10 protein-coding genes are annotated in these 21,183 nt (G+C 41.8%); 6 read left to right on the top strand and 4 right to left on the bottom strand.

Annotation, left to right across the window (positions count from 1 at the left end; all coding sequences use genetic code 11):
- Positions 1-2 precede the first annotated feature (2 nt).
- The 4 genes from F9K23_14365 to F9K23_14350 all read right to left on the bottom strand — a co-directional run bounded on the left by F9K23_14365 (position 3) and on the right by F9K23_14350 (position 5,937).
- Complete coding sequence (locus F9K23_14365) at positions 3-1,499, bottom strand: hypothetical protein (GenBank protein ID KAB2914384.1); 1,497 nt, start codon at positions 1,497-1,499, stop codon at positions 3-5.
- Positions 1,500-1,523: 24 nt separating this feature from the next.
- A complete protein-coding gene (locus tag F9K23_14360) occupies positions 1,524-5,018 on the bottom strand; it encodes a hypothetical protein (protein KAB2914383.1) in 3,495 nt (1,164 codons plus the stop codon).
- Positions 5,019-5,106: 88 nt separating this feature from the next.
- The gene (locus F9K23_14355; protein KAB2914382.1) at positions 5,107-5,526 is read right to left on the bottom strand and encodes a hypothetical protein; all 420 of its coding nucleotides are present in this window, start codon (positions 5,524-5,526) and stop codon (positions 5,107-5,109) included.
- A 78-nt stretch (positions 5,527-5,604) separates the two neighbouring features.
- Positions 5,605-5,937: a hypothetical protein gene (locus F9K23_14350; protein KAB2914381.1), complete on the bottom strand. Its 333-nt coding sequence runs from the start codon at positions 5,935-5,937 to the stop codon at positions 5,605-5,607.
- A gap of 400 nt (positions 5,938-6,337) precedes the next feature.
- Here F9K23_14350 and F9K23_14345 point away from each other — a divergent pair, with 400 nt between their 5' ends.
- The 6 genes from F9K23_14345 (at position 6,338) to F9K23_14320 (ending at position 21,139) form a co-directional block, all read left to right on the top strand.
- Positions 6,338-10,378, top strand: a complete 4,041-nt coding sequence (locus F9K23_14345) for a T9SS type A sorting domain-containing protein (GenBank protein KAB2914380.1) — start codon at positions 6,338-6,340, stop codon at positions 10,376-10,378.
- Between the two features lie 104 nt (positions 10,379-10,482).
- The gene (locus F9K23_14340) at positions 10,483-10,905 is read left to right on the top strand and encodes a hypothetical protein (GenBank protein ID KAB2914379.1); all 423 of its coding nucleotides are present in this window, start codon (positions 10,483-10,485) and stop codon (positions 10,903-10,905) included.
- Between the two features lie 164 nt (positions 10,906-11,069).
- The gene (locus F9K23_14335) at positions 11,070-11,510 is read left to right on the top strand and encodes a hypothetical protein (GenBank protein KAB2914378.1); all 441 of its coding nucleotides are present in this window, start codon (positions 11,070-11,072) and stop codon (positions 11,508-11,510) included.
- A gap of 26 nt (positions 11,511-11,536) precedes the next feature.
- Positions 11,537-12,127 (top strand): group 1 truncated hemoglobin, encoded by a 591-nt coding sequence (locus F9K23_14330; GenBank protein KAB2914377.1) that lies wholly within the window; start codon positions 11,537-11,539, stop codon positions 12,125-12,127.
- Between the two features lie 136 nt (positions 12,128-12,263).
- Positions 12,264-14,459 (top strand): tetratricopeptide repeat protein, encoded by a 2,196-nt coding sequence (locus F9K23_14325; GenBank protein KAB2914376.1) that lies wholly within the window; start codon positions 12,264-12,266, stop codon positions 14,457-14,459.
- Positions 14,460-15,172: 713 nt separating this feature from the next.
- Entirely contained in the window at positions 15,173-21,139 is a 5,967-nt protein-coding gene (locus F9K23_14320; GenBank protein ID KAB2914375.1) for a DUF5011 domain-containing protein, read from the top strand.
- Positions 21,140-21,183: the final 44 nt, after the last annotated feature.

Here is a 21,183-nt window from a genome sequence, read left to right as displayed (position 1 = left end):
ACTTATTTGTTTTTTAAATATTGTAACAATGAAAAAACTCCCATAAGCATTTTATCTTCTTGCTGGTTATGGAAAAAAGCCCCTAATGAAGCAAAATATTGTTGTCCGCTGGCATCGGGGGGTTCAAAGGCAATTAAAATATCCATACCTAAAATTGAGGCCGGTGTACCCAATACCGCCTCATTGTTCAAATCCCTTCCCCACTCCATAATAGTAGACTCAACAAGCCTACTTGCTGCATCCACTGTTGCTGCTTCTGCTGATGGTTGTTCAGTATTTAAAGGCAAGGTTGGATATAAAATAAAATCGCGGTTGATACCGCTTCTAAGTGCTAAATAATTTTTCCCAAAATTCAGTACAAGGCTATTTGTGGCAGCCCCTTCAAAAACAGGGGGCATATCTGAAACATTGTACAAATAATTAAAGGCATACAACGGTACCCCTCCCATGTTAACAAACATGATACGGGTTGCCTTACTCTCAACCTGCCCTATTGCTGATGGAAGAAGCGGATCATCATAATTTATGTGTTTTACTCTTGTTGATAGTTTACGCGTCGTTACCCAAGCTTTCAAAGGACTACCTTCCAACCTTGGGTCTGTGCCTGCTAGTAGCGCATCAAAACTCTCATACGTATCATCCGATAGTTCTGATAATACAATCACAATAGTACCTTTTACAGCATTGCCTACACTAGCGGTGTTATCCTGTGCATAAGCAATGGCCGTTGCTAGATTAAAAAGCATAACATCTGATGTACGAGTGCCGGGAGAATCAAACATAGTCAACCCATAAACAGGCATCATATTAGATTTTTGGGCTAAAAGAGAGCTTGTAATAGCGTCAAATGCCGGATATTTATCAGCGTATGCCGATGCTTGAAAAAAAGTTATTTCCTGAGCAGTCATTTTGGGGATATCAATAAAATATCCTCTTTTTGAAAACGATAGGCTTTCTAATACCTCGTTTGCATCCAAATTAACGCGCGTACCATTGTTTAGCTGGATTACACTTGGCTCCTGATACCATTGATATGGCTGCAGAACCAACAAATAATTTACATACAGTTCAGCCGCAAAGTTTTCATGCATTATTCCGTCTGTACCTCCTGCTATTCCGATATTTAATAAAGTGGGGGAAGATTTTTGAAAATCATCCAACTCAATAAATGTTAATGTCACTGCCCCAATCACAATAGGAGTATCAGGGTTTTTAGGGTCGAACTGGGGGAAAAGTGCCGCAATTTTTTTTAACGCATCAAACGCATTTACATATATCACTTGATAACTGCCTGTTAAGCCTAGTGAAATTAATCGGTAAATAATATTTGCTGCAGTTGATTGGTGCCCCATCCCGCTACTTGAATAAATAAAAAAACGGATGCTGTTTTTGGGATCCTTCAGCAAAAGCTGCAGTGCACTTAAGTTGTTGGAAAAAGAAGCTGCATTAACTGAATCGACAGCAGAAAGTAACTTTGTTATAGCGGAACTGAATGACATAAACTCAATTATTTTTTATTAATACTACTTTTTAACATAAGCTCCGTACCATCCCAAGCTTTCGGGTTGGGCATCGGTGCCGGGATTTCCGAACAACATAAAACTGATATTGCCGCCAGGCGGAAACGACAGGCTAAACAGTTTCAGGGCTATGTTGTTTATTTTCATCAAGTACGCAACGCTGGCAGTACCGGTAGCTTTTTCAAGCAGTATTGTGCCAATATTCAGTTTTAATACCCCTTGCAGGCTAAACGAAGGCGCTTGCGGGTTAACACCTGGCAACCTAACGCCTGCCCATGCACCTGTTCCTCCTACGTTCCAAACCATCATAAAGGTTGAGTTAAACCCGGCCGAACTGGCTAAAGAACCCAGTGTGCCCATATTAAGGTTAAACACCAAGCCGTACCACTGGCCTGTAACGTTTTGCTGTTGCTGCAACGCAGGGATGGAAACGGCTAAGTAGCCTTGTGATGTAGGAGTATTGTTTACATCGCCGGAGGTAATGCCGGTAAGTTGTAAGGGGAAATGGGAGTACAAACTATCTTCACGCGGAGTGCTTTGTCCGATATCAAACGACACGTGCGTAATATCAAACGTAAAGGTTTTAGAGGTAGGAGTATCCAGCGAGAAAGATAAATCAATGTATAAGTTTGAGTATGAAAGTCCGGTAAAGCTGGGAGAGGTAACCCCTTGCTCAGCACCGAACGAGAACAAATCAAACCCTGATAAATAGTTATAGTTTATAAAACCCCAGAATGTAAACTGCGATTGCACCAAATTGCTGGTAGTACCATTTTGCGGCACTATGGTTACAAACGAGGCTTTTATAATTTCTACATCAGTAATAATATTCTGGTTCACAAGGTCCAGCACATTATCGGCCGTGTTTGTAAACGTGTAAGAGGGCACCCCGTTATGGTTTTCGTACGTACCCGTTAGTATCAGTAAGTTTTCACGGTTAGCGGGGTTCACCGTTTCGCCAAACAATTTGTTTACTGTAAGAGCCAAGTAACTGTTGTAGTTGTAAATTTTGCTGTTCACAAACACAACCTTCAGCTTCAGTACCGTAAAGTCATAATCTACTGCGCCATTTATGGGTGCCTGTGCTTGGTAAGCCGCAGGTGTACCTCCCAGTGCTTCAAAAGTCTGGTCTTCGTAATCTATCAAGCCAAACAACGAGCTGGTGGGTTGCATCCCCACATTACCGTTATTATTGTTTACAATGCTCACATCAATACCAAAGTGGTGGGCATAAAAACGGCTTAGGTCTATCCCAGCCAGCAAGCCTTGTAACTCTTTGGGAAAATCCTGCACACTAATATCAACCCCCAAGGCAATCACCCCCTGCCAGTTCTCTTGGGTAGCTATGTTGTAAAACTTATAGTAATCGCTATCGCCCAACACAGTGTACTTATCCATACCGTTTTGTATGTACTGTTGCAGCCACATACTAAGGTTGGGTAAACCATTATTGGTAGTGTCGTTGAACATATCGGGCATATTCCATCCCTGTATGTTCTGCACCTTATCTATCAGCCGGCCGTGGCAAAACTTAAAAATAATTACATTGTTGTACCTGCCGTTTACAGGCTGTGTGGGTACATCAAGGTTAAACGGCCACTCGGCAATCTCCATCTCATTGCTAAAATTAGCAAGCACCTGGGTGCCGTCATCAAGCGTTTTGTTATACGAGATAACTAAAAACAGCTGGTTAGACTGGAGTGCGGTTTGCAGCGTGGGGCTGGCCGGAGTAAACTGAAGGTTGAATACTTTTGAGAGCGTGCCGGCATTAGTCATAAACTGGTTACTGGCCAGTTGCAGCACATCCCAAACCCCTGTTTGCTGGTTTACACTAACATAAAATCCCTGAGGACTTGTTGATGAAATCCCACCGTTAGCATTGGTAGCAAACGGGCTATTAGTAATGGGTGGAGAAGCTGGAATCTTTTCGCTGCTCATTACTTTAGCAATAATGGCTTTGCGGCTCGGATTCAAAATTTGCTTCTCAAATAATGAGATATCAACCCCTGTAGCAGGTGTTGCCGAAGCACTTCCATAAGGGACTAATGGGAAAAAGATAGTTTCCTTAGCCATAGAAAGAACTCCCGAACCTGTGTTGAAGTGGTTGAACAACGGCGATGTTGCATTGGTAGGAGGAGAGAACAAAGCCCCGCCTTGTGGTTGTGCATGGTACACCACCGGTGTTTTTTTAGGATTGGCAAGCACTACACCTACCCACGAGGTAATAAAAGTATTACCCAGCCATTGTTGGGTAGTATTGCTGCCCACTACATTTTGGGTAGCTTGTATCGGGAACTGAGGGGCAAAGGCGTTTTCTACTACTGAGTAGTACAACCAGTCACCCGTTCCCGAAACGGTATTTCCATTAGAAGTGTCAACAAACTGCGGAGTAAAACTGATGCTTTCAGTAGAAGCCAGCCCGCACATAAGTTGCATTTGTCCGTTATTATCCACCAACGATTGATAGGATATATCCATTGTTAGCGAGTATGCGCCTTGTGGAGTAAGGTACCAAGTATCCGTAGGGTCATGCGGGGAGCGTTCGCTAAGTACCAGCAAGGCACTGTTTTGTGTGGGGTAGTTTAGCGATGTGCCATTGGTGGCAAAATTTGTATAAGGCATTAGGTCCATCGGGTAGCCTAAGCCTGTTAGATAGTAGGTTGAAAGAACCGTTGGGCTGTATTTTTGGGTGAAGGTATTATACGTTTGACCTAATAGCGCCAAGTAAGTATTGGTGCCTGTACTATTTAGCAAATCGCATGGATAAATACTGGCTTGCATTTGTATCAAATCGTTCATGCTGCCCGGCACCACAATTTCATAGCACATTTCAGTAAGCGGGCCAGTAGGTCCCCCATTATTAAAAAAGTACTTGTTGCTTACATCAAAGCTGATGAAATCAGAAGCATAATCAAACCCAAAAGTAAACCGTATGCGCCCCCTGCCTATTCCGGTTAGGGGTATCTCAATCCCCGCCATAATTTGTGATGACGAGGAAATATTGTTTGGCCGGTAGGTAAAGTTAGTAGCTCCCTGCGGGCCTGTAAGCTGTATTATATTATTTGTAGTATCAATGTTTACCGAAGTATTGTTGTTACTAATAAATAAGGTAGAAAAGTTGTTTCCGAAGTTATAGTTTAAACTCACCAAAACAGAGAACCACTGTGAGCTGCGCATCAGTATCAACTGTGTGGTGTTGGCTCTGGTAAGTAACACATCAGGGCTGGTAAGCCAAACCAACGAACCTGATTGGTAGTTTTGCAACGGCCCCAAAAAGGTATAAACGTTACTCACAAATGTACCCGCCGGAATAGTGGGTGCGGCCGTAGCAAACAATAAATACCCGTTATAGTTTGGCAAATCGGTAAGCGATAATTGCCCGCCGTCAGGACCCTTTACGCCATTGGCTAATAAGTATGCACACCAGCCGTTATCATCAGCGGAGGTATATAATGAGCTACTGCCCGAAGTGCTGTTTGAGAATGTGAGGGTTGCCATATTAAACAAGTATGCAATGTGAAAAACCTAAAATAAAGGAAAAGCAGGCACAAAATACCTGCGGAAAAGTAGCGGCAACACCTCTGTTTTAGCGGCTGCTATTGTACCAGCCAATCAAATCACCCCTAAAGGTGAAGCTGGTATTATTGCCCGTTACCGAATAAGTGAAGTCCCCCTTAAGTTTTGATACTAAAGGAGAATCTACCAGATTAAGCGTTATTGCCCCGCTGGCCGTACCCAAACCTACTTTTACATCAAAGTTATACGTTGGGTTTGTTACCGTAAGTGCTTCTATACCTGCAAAAACTGAAGATACATACAGCGTGCAAACGGTACTTTTTCCGGACGGGTCGATAGTGTATTCTGTAGATAAATCGCCAAAAAAGCGTTGACCATGGTAACCCCTTGGTGCTATGACAGGGTCACCCGAGCCAAAAAAAATTTCCCGGGGCGATACGAAGGGAACCGTAATAAGAAAGCATACGAATGAAATTTTAGCTAATAACATACGTCCGGAAGTTTAAAGGCCGGATTACTACTGATTGCGGTTTTAACTTATTGCCCCGGAAAAAGCCGTTTTTAATAATTACGACCAAGAAGCAATTTGTGCATTAAATGGAGCTGAGTTTTGACCGTTTTGGTCAGTTGCGCTACCGTTGCAGGTAACTTGACCTTGATCGAAACCGAATTGAGCCCTGAAAGTAATGTTTGCAATTTGCAATACTTGTTCGCCGCGTTTAAACTCAACATTGCTTGCTGATGGTTGAACGGGAGACAATGTAATTTCACCAAGGTTACCGGCTGCAGTAGTAAAAGTAATTTGTGCTACTTGCATACCGCCCATGATAGATACAACGGTAGTTGACATAATACTGTTAACAAGCATTGCTTGTTGGGTGTAAGGGTAAGTTGTTGCCATAGTTAGTGATAGTTTATAAGTTGATAGTAAAAAAATTGTAGGGCAAATCTTAGTAAAAGAAACTAGTTATCCAAATTATTTTAAGTTTACCTGTTGGCCGAAGCTGTTTAAACGCAGTCCATTTGTTCTTCAAAGTTTTTTTTACCCCTACTAACACTTATAAAAGTGATAAATTTTTGAGCCAATCATTGCACAAAACAACGGTTTACAAATTACTTGATTGCCCACTGTGTAACAATATTGTAATCGTTAATCGAAAAAATGCAAAAAAAACATTTTAACAACTCAAAGGTAACATCAGTGTGTCTATATTTGGGTGCTATTTAGTTTTATAAATTGTTCTTTTACAAATTGTTGCAAACTGTCAACACACACAACAACTAATTATTAAAAAATCTGTATGATTAAAAAACCTCTATTAATTCGCCTTCTAATGCTGTTTTGCTTTTTTCTCGGCAGCATTAGCGTCATGCTCGCTGCACCTATCCGCCCTACGGGTACTGCAAAAATCTCTTCCTCAATGGCCTGTGCAATTCCGGATACCGTTTTGTACGAAGCCGAACACGCAACACTTGTCGGCTCCGGCCTAACAGTTACTCAGCGCACTAATGCCAGTAACGACACTAACGTAACCAATATAAACTATACCAATAAAGGGGTTCAGTTTATTATGCTTTACGACGCTGATGCAATTAAGCTTTGCCACAGTGGTTATCAAAACGGAACCTATGGGTTAAAAGTGAACGGCGTGGTAAAAACCGCCTTCTCTATTTCTAGCTCAAGTGGCTGGAACAACATTCGCGAATCACAAGTAAATGTTACCGTCCATGCGGGTGATACCGTGTTTGTGTACTCTCCCGGTGCCGGTGGTGCAGTTATTGAAATTGATTGTATTAAAGCCTACAAAGCGCCTAACAAAAAGCCCGCTGTAAGCTTTTCTTCTCCCGTTGCCACTGATACTTTTTCATTTCACTCTACCCGCAATTTCACTGCAACAGCTAACGATTCCGACGGTACAATTACTGCGGTAAAGTTTTTTGTGAATAGTGATACTACATTTATTGACTCTTCATCTACTTATGGGTTTACATACGCTCCAAAAACCTTCGGCCACAAAAGCTTAACAGTAACCGCCTATGATAATTGCGGTGATAGTACTGTAGTTGGACCCACGCTCTTTTATCTAAAAGACACTACTGTTACTACCCTGAAGTACGAAGCAGAATGGGGTATATTGGTAGGTGCCGGAGTTACTACCGTTTACAGAGCCGGGGTAAGTAATGATACTAATGCTACCCAAATTAACTATAGTGGCAAGGGTGTTAAGTTTGTAATGACTGCCCCTGCCGATGGTATTATTTTAGGATATGGCGGTTATCAAACAGGTAAATTTTCACTGTCAGTTAACGGTACTTTTATTGATAAATTTACCATTATAAGAAGCGGTGCCTATGAGAAAATATTAAACTCTCCTATTGCCGTTCCTATTGCCATAGGCGATACGGTTTTTGTACACGGACAATCAGGGTTTGCATCGCTTGAGATTGATTATATAAAGGCCTATACACATTCAAATGCTGCCCCGTTTGTAAGCCTTACCAATCCTGATAATAATGACACATTGTATCTGGATAGTACCTACACGTTTACAGCTAACGCAAACGACACCGATGGTACTGTAACAGGCGTTAAATTTTTAACCGATGGCAAAGCCCCTTATACTGATAATACAGCTCCTTATACTTACTCGTATTTGGCAGATAATGCCGGTTGGAAAACAGTAACAGCCGTTGCGTACGATAATGGCGGCGATAGTACAGTATCCACCACCAATAATTTTTTGGTTCGTACCATTATTCCCGATACGTTGTTGTACGAAGCCGAACGTGCTATTTTGAGCGGCGACAGTTTGCGCACTCAATACCGTGCAGGAGCCAGCAACGATACCACAATTACCAAGGTATACACCACGGGTAATAACCGCATACACTTTATAATGCAATACGATGCAGATGCTATTATATTGGGGTACGGAGGTTTCCAAAACGGCACTTACAGCTCAATGGTAAACGGTGTTGATTCTGCTAAATTTACTATTACTAATCCGGGGGGTTACAACAAAAAAGCCCAGACAAAAGCCAACATTGTAGCTGCCAAAGGCGATACTGTAACTATTTACCCCAAATCGGGCAATGCGTTCTTAGAGCCTGATTTTATCAAAGCATACAACGCAAGTGGGTTTGTGCATTGGGTAGCCCCCGGTGATACCGCATACGTACCCGAAAACGAAGACTGGGATTACCCCATTGCAACCGTGCTAAACGGTAGCAGCATTCGCAAGGACACTTTGGATTGGGATAAGTTTAAAATTATAAACGATACCACTCTTATTACCCAATACTCTTTTGATTACGAAGCCAAAGGCCGTTACTACTTTATGCTTGACTCAGGCAACCATGATTTGTTATACCAAGTAGATGTAACGGACGTTAGCGGTAATTTTGATACTAACGGACCTGCTGATTCAGCTGTTGCAGCCAAGTATGACGGTGTAAACGTAGGCGACTATATTTATTGGAATTATTCACCCTATAATTTCGGCCGTATTTACGATGTCACTAAAATATCAGTACACTACCCCAACAAAATCCTTATCCATGCTAAAAAATATACAGGGATAATGATTGAAATGGATAGCGCCAAAGGAAACAGTGCCAATGAAAAAATTGTAGTAACCAACTTCTTAGGTCAGGTAGAAGTGCAAGACGGGTTCTCTCCCCGTAACGTAACCGCGGTTCGTTTCACTGGTCGTTACGATTCAGCAAACGGCCACGGCCACCGTTACTTTACCGGCTGGGACGGAGGTTATGAATTCCGTCACGGTACATTTGGTTTGTACAATAACAACCGTTGGAAATCAGAAGACATTCACCACTTTAACCTTAATACTGCTACCGATAAAATAGAGTTAGACTTTATTGAAGTTGCAAATGGCGGGTTTGCCGGCATAAGCTGGAAAAAAGACGGAGCCAGCTACACCATTACCGATAGCAGCAGTGTGCACGATTGTTTTGTACACGATGTAGGCTCTGAAGGTCTTTATGTAGGTTCAACCCAAGTTGGGCAGCAACAAGTATTTAAAAACCTTACCGTTGAAAATAACGTGTTTTTGCGTTGTGGCGGCGAGGGTATACAAATGGGCTGGCAAATGGGCAACTGTGTAGCCCGCAATAACGTAGTACACTCGGGATTGGATTGGAAAAAACCTTTCCAGCCTTATCAAGATGGTGTGGTACAGTTTAGTGTTATTGGTGGCGGCTCATCGGTTGAAAACAGCATCTTTATAGGTGGTGGCGAACAACTGGGTCTTATTGAAATAAAACGCAACCCAACCCCTTACAGCATTACCGAAGACACAGTACATTTTAGAAACAGCCTTATCTATGGTATCAGAGGCGGAATGCTTACCCACTTCGTGAAGTACAACGATACACTAAGTAATCCTGATAGTATTACCCACGTAGTGTTTGACGGCAACTTTTACAAGCAAATAGGCGGCGACTATGCCGAAATAGGCTTAGTAAGCGGCACGTTAGATACTGCAACTAGTTCTTTGTTCGACATTCGTACGGATTACAATGATGTGATTGTGCGCAATTGCACATACGATAATACCGCCGATACTCTTTTCAGGGTGGGTTACAGGGTAGCCACTTCAACTAACAACACCCAGAAAGAAGTAGCCTATCCGCAATTCCGTAACTACATGGGGCTTCCGGATAGTTTTAACTACTTAAATGTGAGCCGCTATACCGATAGTGCTAAAAAATATCAACCTACCCAAATCATTGCTGCCACATGGGAAGTAGGAAATGTTGTGCAACATAAGAACGACTCAGGCGAAACACGCTTGTACAAGTGCATTGTAGCAACCTCTAACCCTGCCAACCGCCCGCCAAGTAATAATACCAGCAACACTTACTGGCAATTAATGACTTGGGTAAAAGCCGATAGCACTATCAGTTATTTCCCACCCGATGATGTGCGCTTGGATAGTGGCAGCGTGTACGATACTTTAGGTATGGGTATTGCCACAGTAACCCCACCGGCAAGCATTGCCCCCACGTTGGCCCCTGCACACGGCACTAACAATAACAACCCGCTGCAACCTGAAAACAAAGGCATAGTTGAGGCTGCTGCCCATCCTGTATTTAGCGCATACCCCAACCCTGCCTCGCATACATTACACCTTCAATGCAGCCAACCGTTGAGCAGCATTGAAGTGATGGATGTATTGGGCAAGCAATTGGTTAACAGAAAAACCGATGGAGAAATGACTGCCACGCTTGATGCACAGGTATTAGGTGCCGGTATTTACTTTATCCGTATGCAAACAGTAAGCGGTACCTCAGAAACGATACGAGTGCAAGTGATTAAATAAGGACTTTAAAAATCCCAAAAAGTACGGATATAAAAATCCGCATTAGTAACCCTCTTGAAACCATTTTCAAGAGGGTTCTTTGTTTATCTAAAAAGCAACGACTTATGTATTTACTAAACGAGCAACTACAGCCTATCAATGCGGATACTTTTAAAAAAGAAATTCTTGCTGAAATTGACGAACAGTCTACCGTTACCGAAGCCGAAATTGAAGCCGAACTAGCCAACGGGTATTTAGCAGGCATTTCTTCAACCGCCAAAATGATTTCACGCACGCCCGATTTATTTGAGGCTGCCAGTAAAGTCAATTTTTCACCACAGTTGGCGGGCAGCAACATTTGGGAAAAGGTTCGTATACACTTATGCCGCATACTGAAAAAGGACTCTACGGCATCAGAAATTGCGGATGCTATCATTGATGTTTTAATCAGTATTATCCCCGGAGGGGTTATTATAAAAATCGTTGTAAAGAAAATACTTAGGTATGTTTTAGATATGGGCTACGATAGATTATGCCCTATTGAGTGAGCCGCAGTAACAGTTTGATAGATAGAAGTGCAAATGTGTGTAAGGCCGTCCCCAAAGGGCGGCCTTTACTTTTTATCCTACTCCGAGAGAATAAAAGCTAACTGTTAAAAACCAAACCCTAAGAGATTACGTAAGTATGACAAAACCACTTAAAAACTGTACTAATGAAAAAGAAACTACTACTACGCATAGCCCTTGGCACATTGGCAACAGTGCTATTATTATTTGTGGCTTTGGTAGCCCATATTTATATGGTTACCCCAAAAACTACAAAAAACGACAACCGCCAACGTCAGCTTAGCCGAATTGACTTTAACCAAGACATTGATGCAGCCGAAGCTGAAAAAATACGTGCTTTTGTAGGCGGTATGACCGGTATTGAGGGCACCCACTTTAATGTTGAAGAAGATGTATTGGTATATACCTACGCATCAGGTACGCAAAACTCTGCCGACGTGTTTAATGCCGTGGTTAAAATGGGCAACTATAAGGCCGAACGCTACATAGTAAGCCAAGAACAATCAAAAAACGGCTGCCCTGTCTCAACCGACAAAGAATCCTTCTCTTACCGCCTAACCGCCATTGTTACCAACCTATTTAATTAATAAAACAACATTTAAACTATACCAAAATGAAAAAAGTATCTTATTTACTATTGGCTTGCCTGATGGCAACATCAGTGTTTGTTGCTTCTTGCTCAAAAGATGACGACAACAACAACACTTCTACTCCTACACCAACCACTCCTTCATTGTATGACAGGGTGGGTGGAACTACCATGGTAAACGACCCAAACAATCCCGGAACTATGATTGAAAAAGGCCGCCTTACTTTACGTGCCGTGGTTGACAGCTCAATATTGGTGATTGCCGCCGATGCACAGCTTGCTCCCTACTTCCCTGTGTTATTTGCTGAATTGGGCAATAACAACACCAGCGGCTTAGTGGCACTGAGCGAAAACTTCACTGATTTTATGTGTGTGGCTACCGGCAGCAAAAATGCAAGCTACGGGTATACCGGTAAAAACATGAAAGACGCCCACGACCCTGCAAAAAACAACCGTATGGGTATGAAAGCCAATAAGGCTGATTTTGACAAATTTGTAGGCGATATCGGGATTGGTCTTGCTAAAAACGGTGTTACTGCGCAAAACAACAAACAGTTGGTAGATGATTTAGTAGCGTTGCTATACACTACTGAAGCCGACATCGTTCAACGATAAAAGGGGTATTATTGAAATAGAAGTTAGGCTGCCACAAAATGGCAGCCTTTTTTATTTATGTCTGTTAACTTCATAAGCCCTTGGGCAAGTATGCATTATACTGCTATATTTGACTAATATTAGGAATGCATTAGCAATGAACATTGCTGAAGAAATAGAACAAATAGAGACCCTTTTAAAGCAGGCTTATCAAGGCAGAATAAGTAATTTACAGCACAGTCTTTTACTAGCTTCGGAAGCCTTAAAGCGAAGCAAAGCCCTAGAAAACAAGGCTTTGATTGGCAAAAGCCTTAATCAGCTGGCGTTGTACCACATGGTAACAGGTGAGTATGAACAGTGCATTAGCTTTGCTAAAGAAGCGGCATCTAATTTTGAGCAAATTAACGATGAGCGAGGGGTAGCAGAGGCTAAATATAATATAGCCGGTGTATACTACCGCACTGATAACTATCATTTAGGCTTAGTACACATGATAGATTGCCGTACTATTTATCTTAAGTACGACGATTACCACAATTTATCGAGAGTTGAAAAATCAATAGGAACTATTTACGAGTATTTCGGCGATCAAAAGAACGCTCAAAAATCGTATGAGAGTGCCATTACTGCTGCCCAGACTGTCGGTGACTTAAATCTTGAATCGAACGCATACAACCCTCTTTCAGGAATATTTATCAAACAAGGGCGTATAGATGATGCGCTATTAATGATTGAACGGTCGATATCTCTGAAAAAACAGACAGGTGATGTGCGCGGACTTGCGTTTGCCATATACGGACGCGGAAAGGTATACACCGAAATGGGGCGTTTTGAGGAAGCGGAGGCCGACTATATTGAGGCAGGCCGAATACACCTTGAAATGGGAGACCGCTTGGGTTTAGGTATGGTGTATTACAAAATGGGGGTGCTGTATTACCGATGGAATAATAACAACAAGGCTAAGGAGATATTGCAACAGGGCATTAATTTTAGTGCACAGTACAATACCGTATTGATTAAAATAAAGTGCAGCTACTTGCTATACCTTATCTGTAAGCAAGAAAACAATATCCAAGCTGCGCTGGAATACCTTGAGCATTACTTAAAAGAAAAAGAGACGGTAATAAATACGCAAACCCTTAAGGTAATTGAGAACTACGAGTTGATTACCAAAATGGAGCTGCTTGAAAAAGAAGCAAGGGCACAACGCGAAAAGGCGGAGATAATAGAAAAGAAAAACAGGGCTGAGGAATCTGCACGGATAAAACAGGAGTTCTTATCAACCATGAGCCATGAAATACGTACTCCCCTTAACGCAGTTATAACTATTACCGCACTACTTGCAGAAAAAACTAATCCCGAAGAAAAGCAACTAATGGACTCTTTGCGGTTTGCATCAAACAATTTGCTCCGCATCATTAATGATATATTAGACTATACTAAGCTTGACTTAGGGAAAGTAAGCCTTGATTACCGTCCGTTGGATTTTGGTCGCTGGCTTAGGGATATTAAAAATACTTATGACAGTTTAGCCAAAGAGAAGAAACTTACCCTTGATTTAAAAATTGATGCTGCTTGTGCCGAAAGTTATGAACTTGATGAAACGAAAGCAGGGCAAATACTGGGTAACCTTATCAGCAACGCTATCAAGTTTACTGAAACCGGAGGGGTTACTTTAGAGGTAAAATGTCTTAAGCAATTAAAAACGCATGACGTAATCCGCTTTAATATTATTGATACTGGGGTGGGCATTCCAGCCAAAGTGAGGGAAGAAATTTTTGAGAGTTTTTCTCAGCCAAAATCTATCACCACCAAAAAACATGGTGGTTCAGGCTTAGGGCTTGCAATTGTAAAAAAACTCATCGCCTTGCACAATAGCGATGTGTTTTTAGAAAGTACTGTTGGAGAAGGCACCGTTTTTTACTTTGATTTAAAACTCAAAAAAGCAAAAGCAACAAACACAACCGTCGAAAGTCAGGCACAGGTGTTAGGCAGCAAAACTGTTTTGCTGGCTGAAGACAACAAAGTAAATGCAATGGTGGCCATCCGCCTGTTGAAAAACTGGGGGCTTGAAACTGAACATGCAGAAAACGGTTTACTGGTGGTTGAGAAGGCCAAACAAAAGCGGTTTGACTATATTTTGATGGACATCCACATGCCTGAAATGAACGGGTACGATGCCGCAAAGAAAATTCGTACTTCTAAAGGAGAAAACACCAATACTCCCATTTTTGCCTTAACGGCAGATGTAACAGCCGAAAACGAAGAAGAGTACACTAAATATTTTGATGGCTTTTTACGTAAACCTATTGAAATAAATAAGTTGTATGATGCCCTTGCAAAGACGCGATAATAATAGCTTCCCGCTTATTAATACTGAACAATAATATAAATTAATAAACGCGATTATTTTCATTGATTTTGTAGGTAGAGTTTATATATAAGGAGCAAATAAATCGATGTTGCGCCATTATTTTTTTGATTTACAATCATTTGTAAGGCTTAACAAACGGGAGACTTACAAATGCAATAAAAATGTAATAATTGGCAGAAAAACTGAACAAAAGCTTAAATTTTCGATAAAAACCTTAAAATAATATTTCGCTAATGATAATATAATCTATATCTTTGTTAAAACTATAGACAAAACTTTTACTAAATCTCTTTCCCTATGAAGGGTTTATTTGTAAAGACAGGAGTATGGGGGCAAGTCTTTACGCACACCTCGCAGGTGCCGGCATTTTGCAACTCCTTAGTGCAGGCACACAGTCTCGAAGAGCGGTTCTGTTCGCTCAGCGGGATGAATGAGCTCTTAATAAAGAGCTATCAAATCAATTTTACCTAGCGGTTCTATCATCGCTTAGGGTCCTGTATATTTTTTACACCTTACTCAAAGCATACTTAGGCGTTGGTTACGTGCTGCTTTGCTGCACTCAGCCGTCGTTTAGGTTTGTCAGTGGGTTTTGTGACTCTTCTTTTTCCTGTATTTCCCACAAAGAGGGAGGTATAATCTATTCTATTTCAAGAATTTATTACAAAACGATACACTTAAACCAAACAAAACGTATGATGGGCTTACACGTTAAGAATGGGGTTATTACTAAACTCTTTTCGCTTTTTTTACTTGGCTTTTTGCTCACATTCAATGCGGCAAAAGCGCAACTTGTCGGGGGGAACACCTACCCGATAAATGGCACACAAAATGCGCCTACTTCATTTGGTACAGTTGCCGATGCTTTTACTTACTTAAATGCTAACGGAACATCGGGCACGGGTACAATCACACTAGAAATTGCTGCCGGCTATCCCGGCGAAAGCACAACAATTCCGGCACTTATTGCCTACACAGGCATGCACCAAAGCCGGCCAATTATCTTAAAACCTGCAAGCGGACAGAATCCAACTATTGCCACTGCCCCAGCAGCAAACAGTGCCGTAATAAGGTTTAACGGTGCGAGGTTTTTTACTATTGACGGTTCTAACAACGGAACTACATCAAGAAACCTTACGATTACCACAACAAGTGCTACCACAACCGTAAGGCTGGTTGACTTTGTACCCACTGCTACCAGCAGTTGCAAACGCAACACGGTAAAAAACGTTACCTTAAGAGGTAACTCAACCACGGCAATAGCAAATACCTATGCCGCTATTTATTTAGGAAGCGGAACAGCTACCCCCGGAGCTGCTTTAACATTCGGAAACGACTCAAACTTATTTGAAAACAATTTAATCGAGGCTGTGCGTAATGGTATTTTTATCAGGGGAACCAATACAGCAGGCCAATATGATTTATATAACAGGGTGCTTAAAAACACCGTTGGTGGTACAATTGCACCCGGAGGCTCATTACCAACCACTTATTTTGGTGGAGTTTCCACCGTTTCGGGTATTTATCTGAACTCGCAACAAGGTGCCATCATTGATGGCAATACTGTTAGAAACTCTGTACAAGGGTATTACTATGCAAGGGGTATCCATTTGGATGCACTAGCTGCTGCAGGTGCTGCAAATAAAGACATCACCATAAACGGTAATACAATACATAGTCTTGTTTATAGCGGAACAGGCGGTTATGCCGACCATGGTATCCGTGTGCAGATTAACAACAACACTGCAAACAACATCAACATCACCAACAACTTTATTTATAACATTGCTGCTGATGGTGATAACTCAGGTACTTTTGATTATGGTGTAGCTGCCATCCAAATTGCTTCTAATGCGGCATCGGCACATTCAGGTGCTGGTGTAAACATTTACCATAACAGCATTAACTTGTATGATAACGGTACCCAAAAATTGCTAACCCGTACCAGCCTTATTGCTACATGTATCAACATGCAAACCAACATTTCAGGTGGTGTTAAGGTAGTAAACAATGCTTTTAGAAACTCTTACCCTGCTTCAACACCAGGTAATGCTAAAGCACTTATATACCACGCACAACACACAACATTAAACCCATTGCACCCCAGCAACGGCGGTTTGTGTAGTAACAACACCTTGTATGTTAACGGATCAAATAACACGAATGTGGTGGCAAGAGTTGCCGGTACAGATTATACCACATTTGCAAACTGGACAGCACTGGGTGTAGAAGCGAATTCTATGTATATAGACCCCCAGTATATTGCTAACAACGATTTACACACCCTAAGTTTTGACCTTGATATGGCCGGAACTCCTGTAGGTGTTACTAAAGATATTGATGGTGTCACACGAAACCTAACAAAACCTGATATTGGAGCAAGTGAGTATGCTCCTCCGAGGTACAACATTTCATTAGAAAGAATTGTGAGTCTTAATTCTGGATGTAACCTTGGCACAAAAACTGTCAAAGCTGTGATCAGAAATAAGGGTGTTGACACCATCTTTTCAGGAGATACCGTTGCTATGTGGTACCGAGTAAACGGTGGCACATATAGCAGAGATTCTATATTTATAAGCAGTATGTGGCTTCCCGGAGACTCAATGCAGTTTAGCTTTACACAACCTGCTAATTTCTCCGCATTTGGAAACTACACGGTGGTTGCTGGCTTTTATAGCAGCAAAGACCAATTTGGCGGTAACGACTCTGCCACCACAACCCTAAGTAACCATAACTGTTTAAATACTACTCCTTTTATCGCTGATTTTGAAAGTGGAGCAGACGGGTTTACTGAAACAGGTGGTGGTTGGGTGCTTGGTGCCCCTGCTAAAACAAATATTAACACTGCCGGAAGCGGCAACAACGCATGGGTTAGCCAAGGGTTAACCGGCCAATACAGCAACAACATGAGTGCCTACCTGTACTCACCTTTGTTTGATTTTTCAACTGCTTGCCAACCTTCGCTTACTTGGTTGATGAGGTTTGAGCTTGAAAACAACTACGATGCTGTGATTGTAGAAGCTTCTACCGATAACGTAAATTGGACGAAACTAACCGGCCTTACACCAGCATATAACAATGCCAGTGCAAACGGACCTGTTGCTCCTCCTAAGTTCTCAGGTAATAATAATAACTGGCAACGTTATAGCGCAGATTTAACAGCATACAAAAATGCTCCATTAGTGCGCTTTAGGTTCTTAATGGGTACTGATGGTAGTGTAACTACTTACGATGGTGCTGCTATTGACAGCGTTGCGGTTGAATTCTATCCTCCACTGGGTACGCTTAGCGTTTTGAGCGGTTTGCAAAACGATACCGGTTTTATACAAGCTCCTTATACGTTTAGTGCAAGCACTAAAGGACGCGTAGGTGTTGAACACCGCTGGTATTTAGACAATACTCTTGTTGATAGCCTAAACGGCGAGTACTCTACTTCATGGATGACCAACAGTACCCATGAAATTAAACTTATTGCCGCTACTTGTGCTGAAATAGACACCATTATTATCCCTATCGAGATAGTAACTCCAATTGGCCTACCTACCATTGACTTTATCGCTAATAAGTATGTAGCCGGTGTGGGTGACAACATTAAAATAACCAGCTTAACCGGTAACGGTGCCTTTGCATGGACCTGGTTAATCACTCCTGAAATCGGGTTTGATTATATCTCACAAATACCTGCTCAAAACTATTCTTTCATAGCGCCTACCTCAACTACTACACCTGATGCTGATTTGTTCTTCTATTTAGGAGATAAGTTTGACGTATGCCTTATTGCTGAAAATGTAAACGGTATAGATACCCTTTGCAAAAAGGAATATTTAACGGTTCACAACCAGTTTGATATTTGCGGATACTCTTCTGTTCCTTTCCCTACCGGAAAAGTTTTCGACTCGGGATTGGGTAACACTAATTACTCAAATAGTGATAACTGTACTTCTGCTATTGAGCCTGAATGTGCAGATACTATTTTCTTGAAGTTGAACAAACTTGTTACTGAGTTTAACGCTGATTATCTGCGTATATACGACGGTGACGAGACAACCGGAACTCCTTTGTGGGATGCTAACTTATATCCAAATGGATTGAGTGGAAATCTTAACCAAGTATTGAATATGCCATCAACTATGGTTGCAACCCAAGGCCGTGTTACTGTTGTATTTACTGCAGATGGCGCAAACGTAGCCGAAGGTTTTGAAATTGAATACTGGAGTGTGAATGCCACACAAAAATCAGCTGCTGCGTTTGCTGCTCCTGATACTTTCTGTACTTCTACCGATATTGTTGTGAAAAACAATACCAACGAAGAAGGATACACCCGCTACTATTGGGATATTGATGCGGATAACGTAGACGACTACTTTACCAAAGAACTTGATTTCCAATACACAACTCCCGGAAATTACACCATAAGGCTGGTAGCCACTAACTGTATTGGTTCTGATACTGTTTACAAATCAATAGTAATACAAAACCCTTCAGTTAAACCTGCTACAAATTTTGCAGCTGACATTACTAACCCTTCTGTTGGTGATTTCGTTCACTTGTCAAATACAACTCCCGGTTGTGTACAAGGGTTTAACTGGATAATTACTCCAAATACTTTCTCATACCGCAACGGTACCGGTGCTTCTAGCGCCAATCCTGAGTTAGTGTTTAACGCTCCCGGTTGCTACAACGTAACCCTTATTACTTGGAATGGTGTTGGATACGATACATTAGTCCGTACCTGCTACTTCAACGTAAAAACTATGTGCAAGCCTTTCGTATCGCAGTTAAACGCTGACATAGGCATTAGCCGTATGAAGCTAAACACTATTGATAACCAAAGTGCCGCAGGTACATCAGCATATACAAATTATACCAACATATACAGCACTGAGCTTGTATTGGGTGGTGTGTATGAGCTAACGCTTGAAAGGCCTACTACTAAAAACACCATAAGCCGCAAAGCATGGATTGACTATAACCAAGACGGAACTTTTGATGCCTCAGAGGTTATTGCAACAGAAACCAATGCTTCAACCTTAGTGTTTAAAGCTAACTTTAAGGTATCTAAAACTGTTCCCACAGGATATACCCGTTTGCGTGTTGGTGCATCGTTCTCTAACAATTCTCCAAATGCTTGCGGCTCTAACTTTGTAGGTGAGTTTGAAGACTACCGTATTATTATCATCCGCGATGATATTAAACCCGTTATCACCCTTATTGGTTCAAACCCGATAACTGTTGAGAGAGGCCGTGGTTATACTGAACTTGGCGCAACTGCACTTGACAATATTGATGGCGATATAAGTGCAAATATTGTTATGACTGGTACCGTAGATACTATGGTTGTTGGTTCTTACACCATTAGCTACAATGTTTCTGACAGTACAGGTAATGCTGCCACAACAGTTACCCGCACGGTACTTGTTACTCCTGATGTAACCAAACCTGATGTAACACTTAACGGCAACGCCAGCGACACAATTATTGTATTCAGTTCATACACTGATTTGGGAGCTACTGCTACTGATATAGTTGACGGTAACCTAACTTCTGCAATCCTTGTTTCGGGTGCGGTTGATACTGCTAAAGTAGGTACATACACCCTTACTTATTCTGTAACTGATGCATCGGGTAATACCGGAACTATCAGCAGGTTTGTAACTGTATTGGATACTGCTAAACCAGTAATTGTTCTATTAGGTAACAACCCATTGATTTGGGCAGTAGACGTTGCTTATGTTGACCCGGGCCATCAGGTAATTGATAACTACGATACTTCGTTGGTTGCTACCATTACCGGCACCGTTAACGAAAAAGTAACCGGTACTTACCAATTGTTCTTTAACGTAACTGATAACAGCGGTGCAAGTGCTACTACTGTAATCCGTGACGTGGTTGTTTCTGATACCATTAAACCTGTGGTTACCATCATTGGTCCATCAGTAGTTGAAATGGATGTGTTTACTTCATACTACGAGTTCGGCTCATCAGCTACCGATAACTACGACAAAGCACTAGGCGCAGTTTCTGTGGTGGGTGTTGTTGATACTGCCGTGGTTGGTGATTATGACTTGAAGTATGTGATAACTGACAGCGAAAACAATACTTCTGACACTGTGATACGCACAGTACGTGTATTGGATAGGGTAGCCCCTGTGGTGATTGTTCATAACCCGATTGTGATTGAACGCACACAAACTAAACCCAGTCTTGCCGACTCAGTAGATTACACTGATAACTATTACCCAAAAGCAGCCCTAACTCTGAATATTACAGAAAGCATTGATGTGAACGTTGAAGGATATTATACTGTTGAATACACCGTAACCGACCCATCAGGCAATACCAGCACCGTTGGTAAAGGCCTTGTAGTAGTGAAAACTGCTACAGGTATTATGCCTGCTGTAATTAATGACGCTGCGGTTAAAGTATATCCAAACCCAACGACTGAAAAAGCATATGTTTCAATGGAATTCATCCGTGAAACTTCGGCCACAATTAGCGTGTACAACATGATTGGCCAAAAAGTATTGGAAGTAAGCCCAGAAGGCAACTTCCAGTCGAAAGTAGTTGAATTAGACCTTCAACACCTTAACGCAGGTAATTACATTATCCGTGTACAAGGTGCTGACGGTGTTGCCAACAAAAAACTGGCAATCACTAACTAAGACCAACCTACCATATCTACCTATACCTTGCCCCGCTGCGGATA

It is taken from the genome of Bacteroidota bacterium (genome assembly GCA_008933805.1).
Lineage (GTDB): Bacteria > Bacteroidota > Bacteroidia > UBA8524 > UBA8524 > SB11.
The sequence above is the reverse complement of the archived record's forward strand: the minus strand, read 5'-3'. Positions and strand labels throughout refer to the sequence as shown.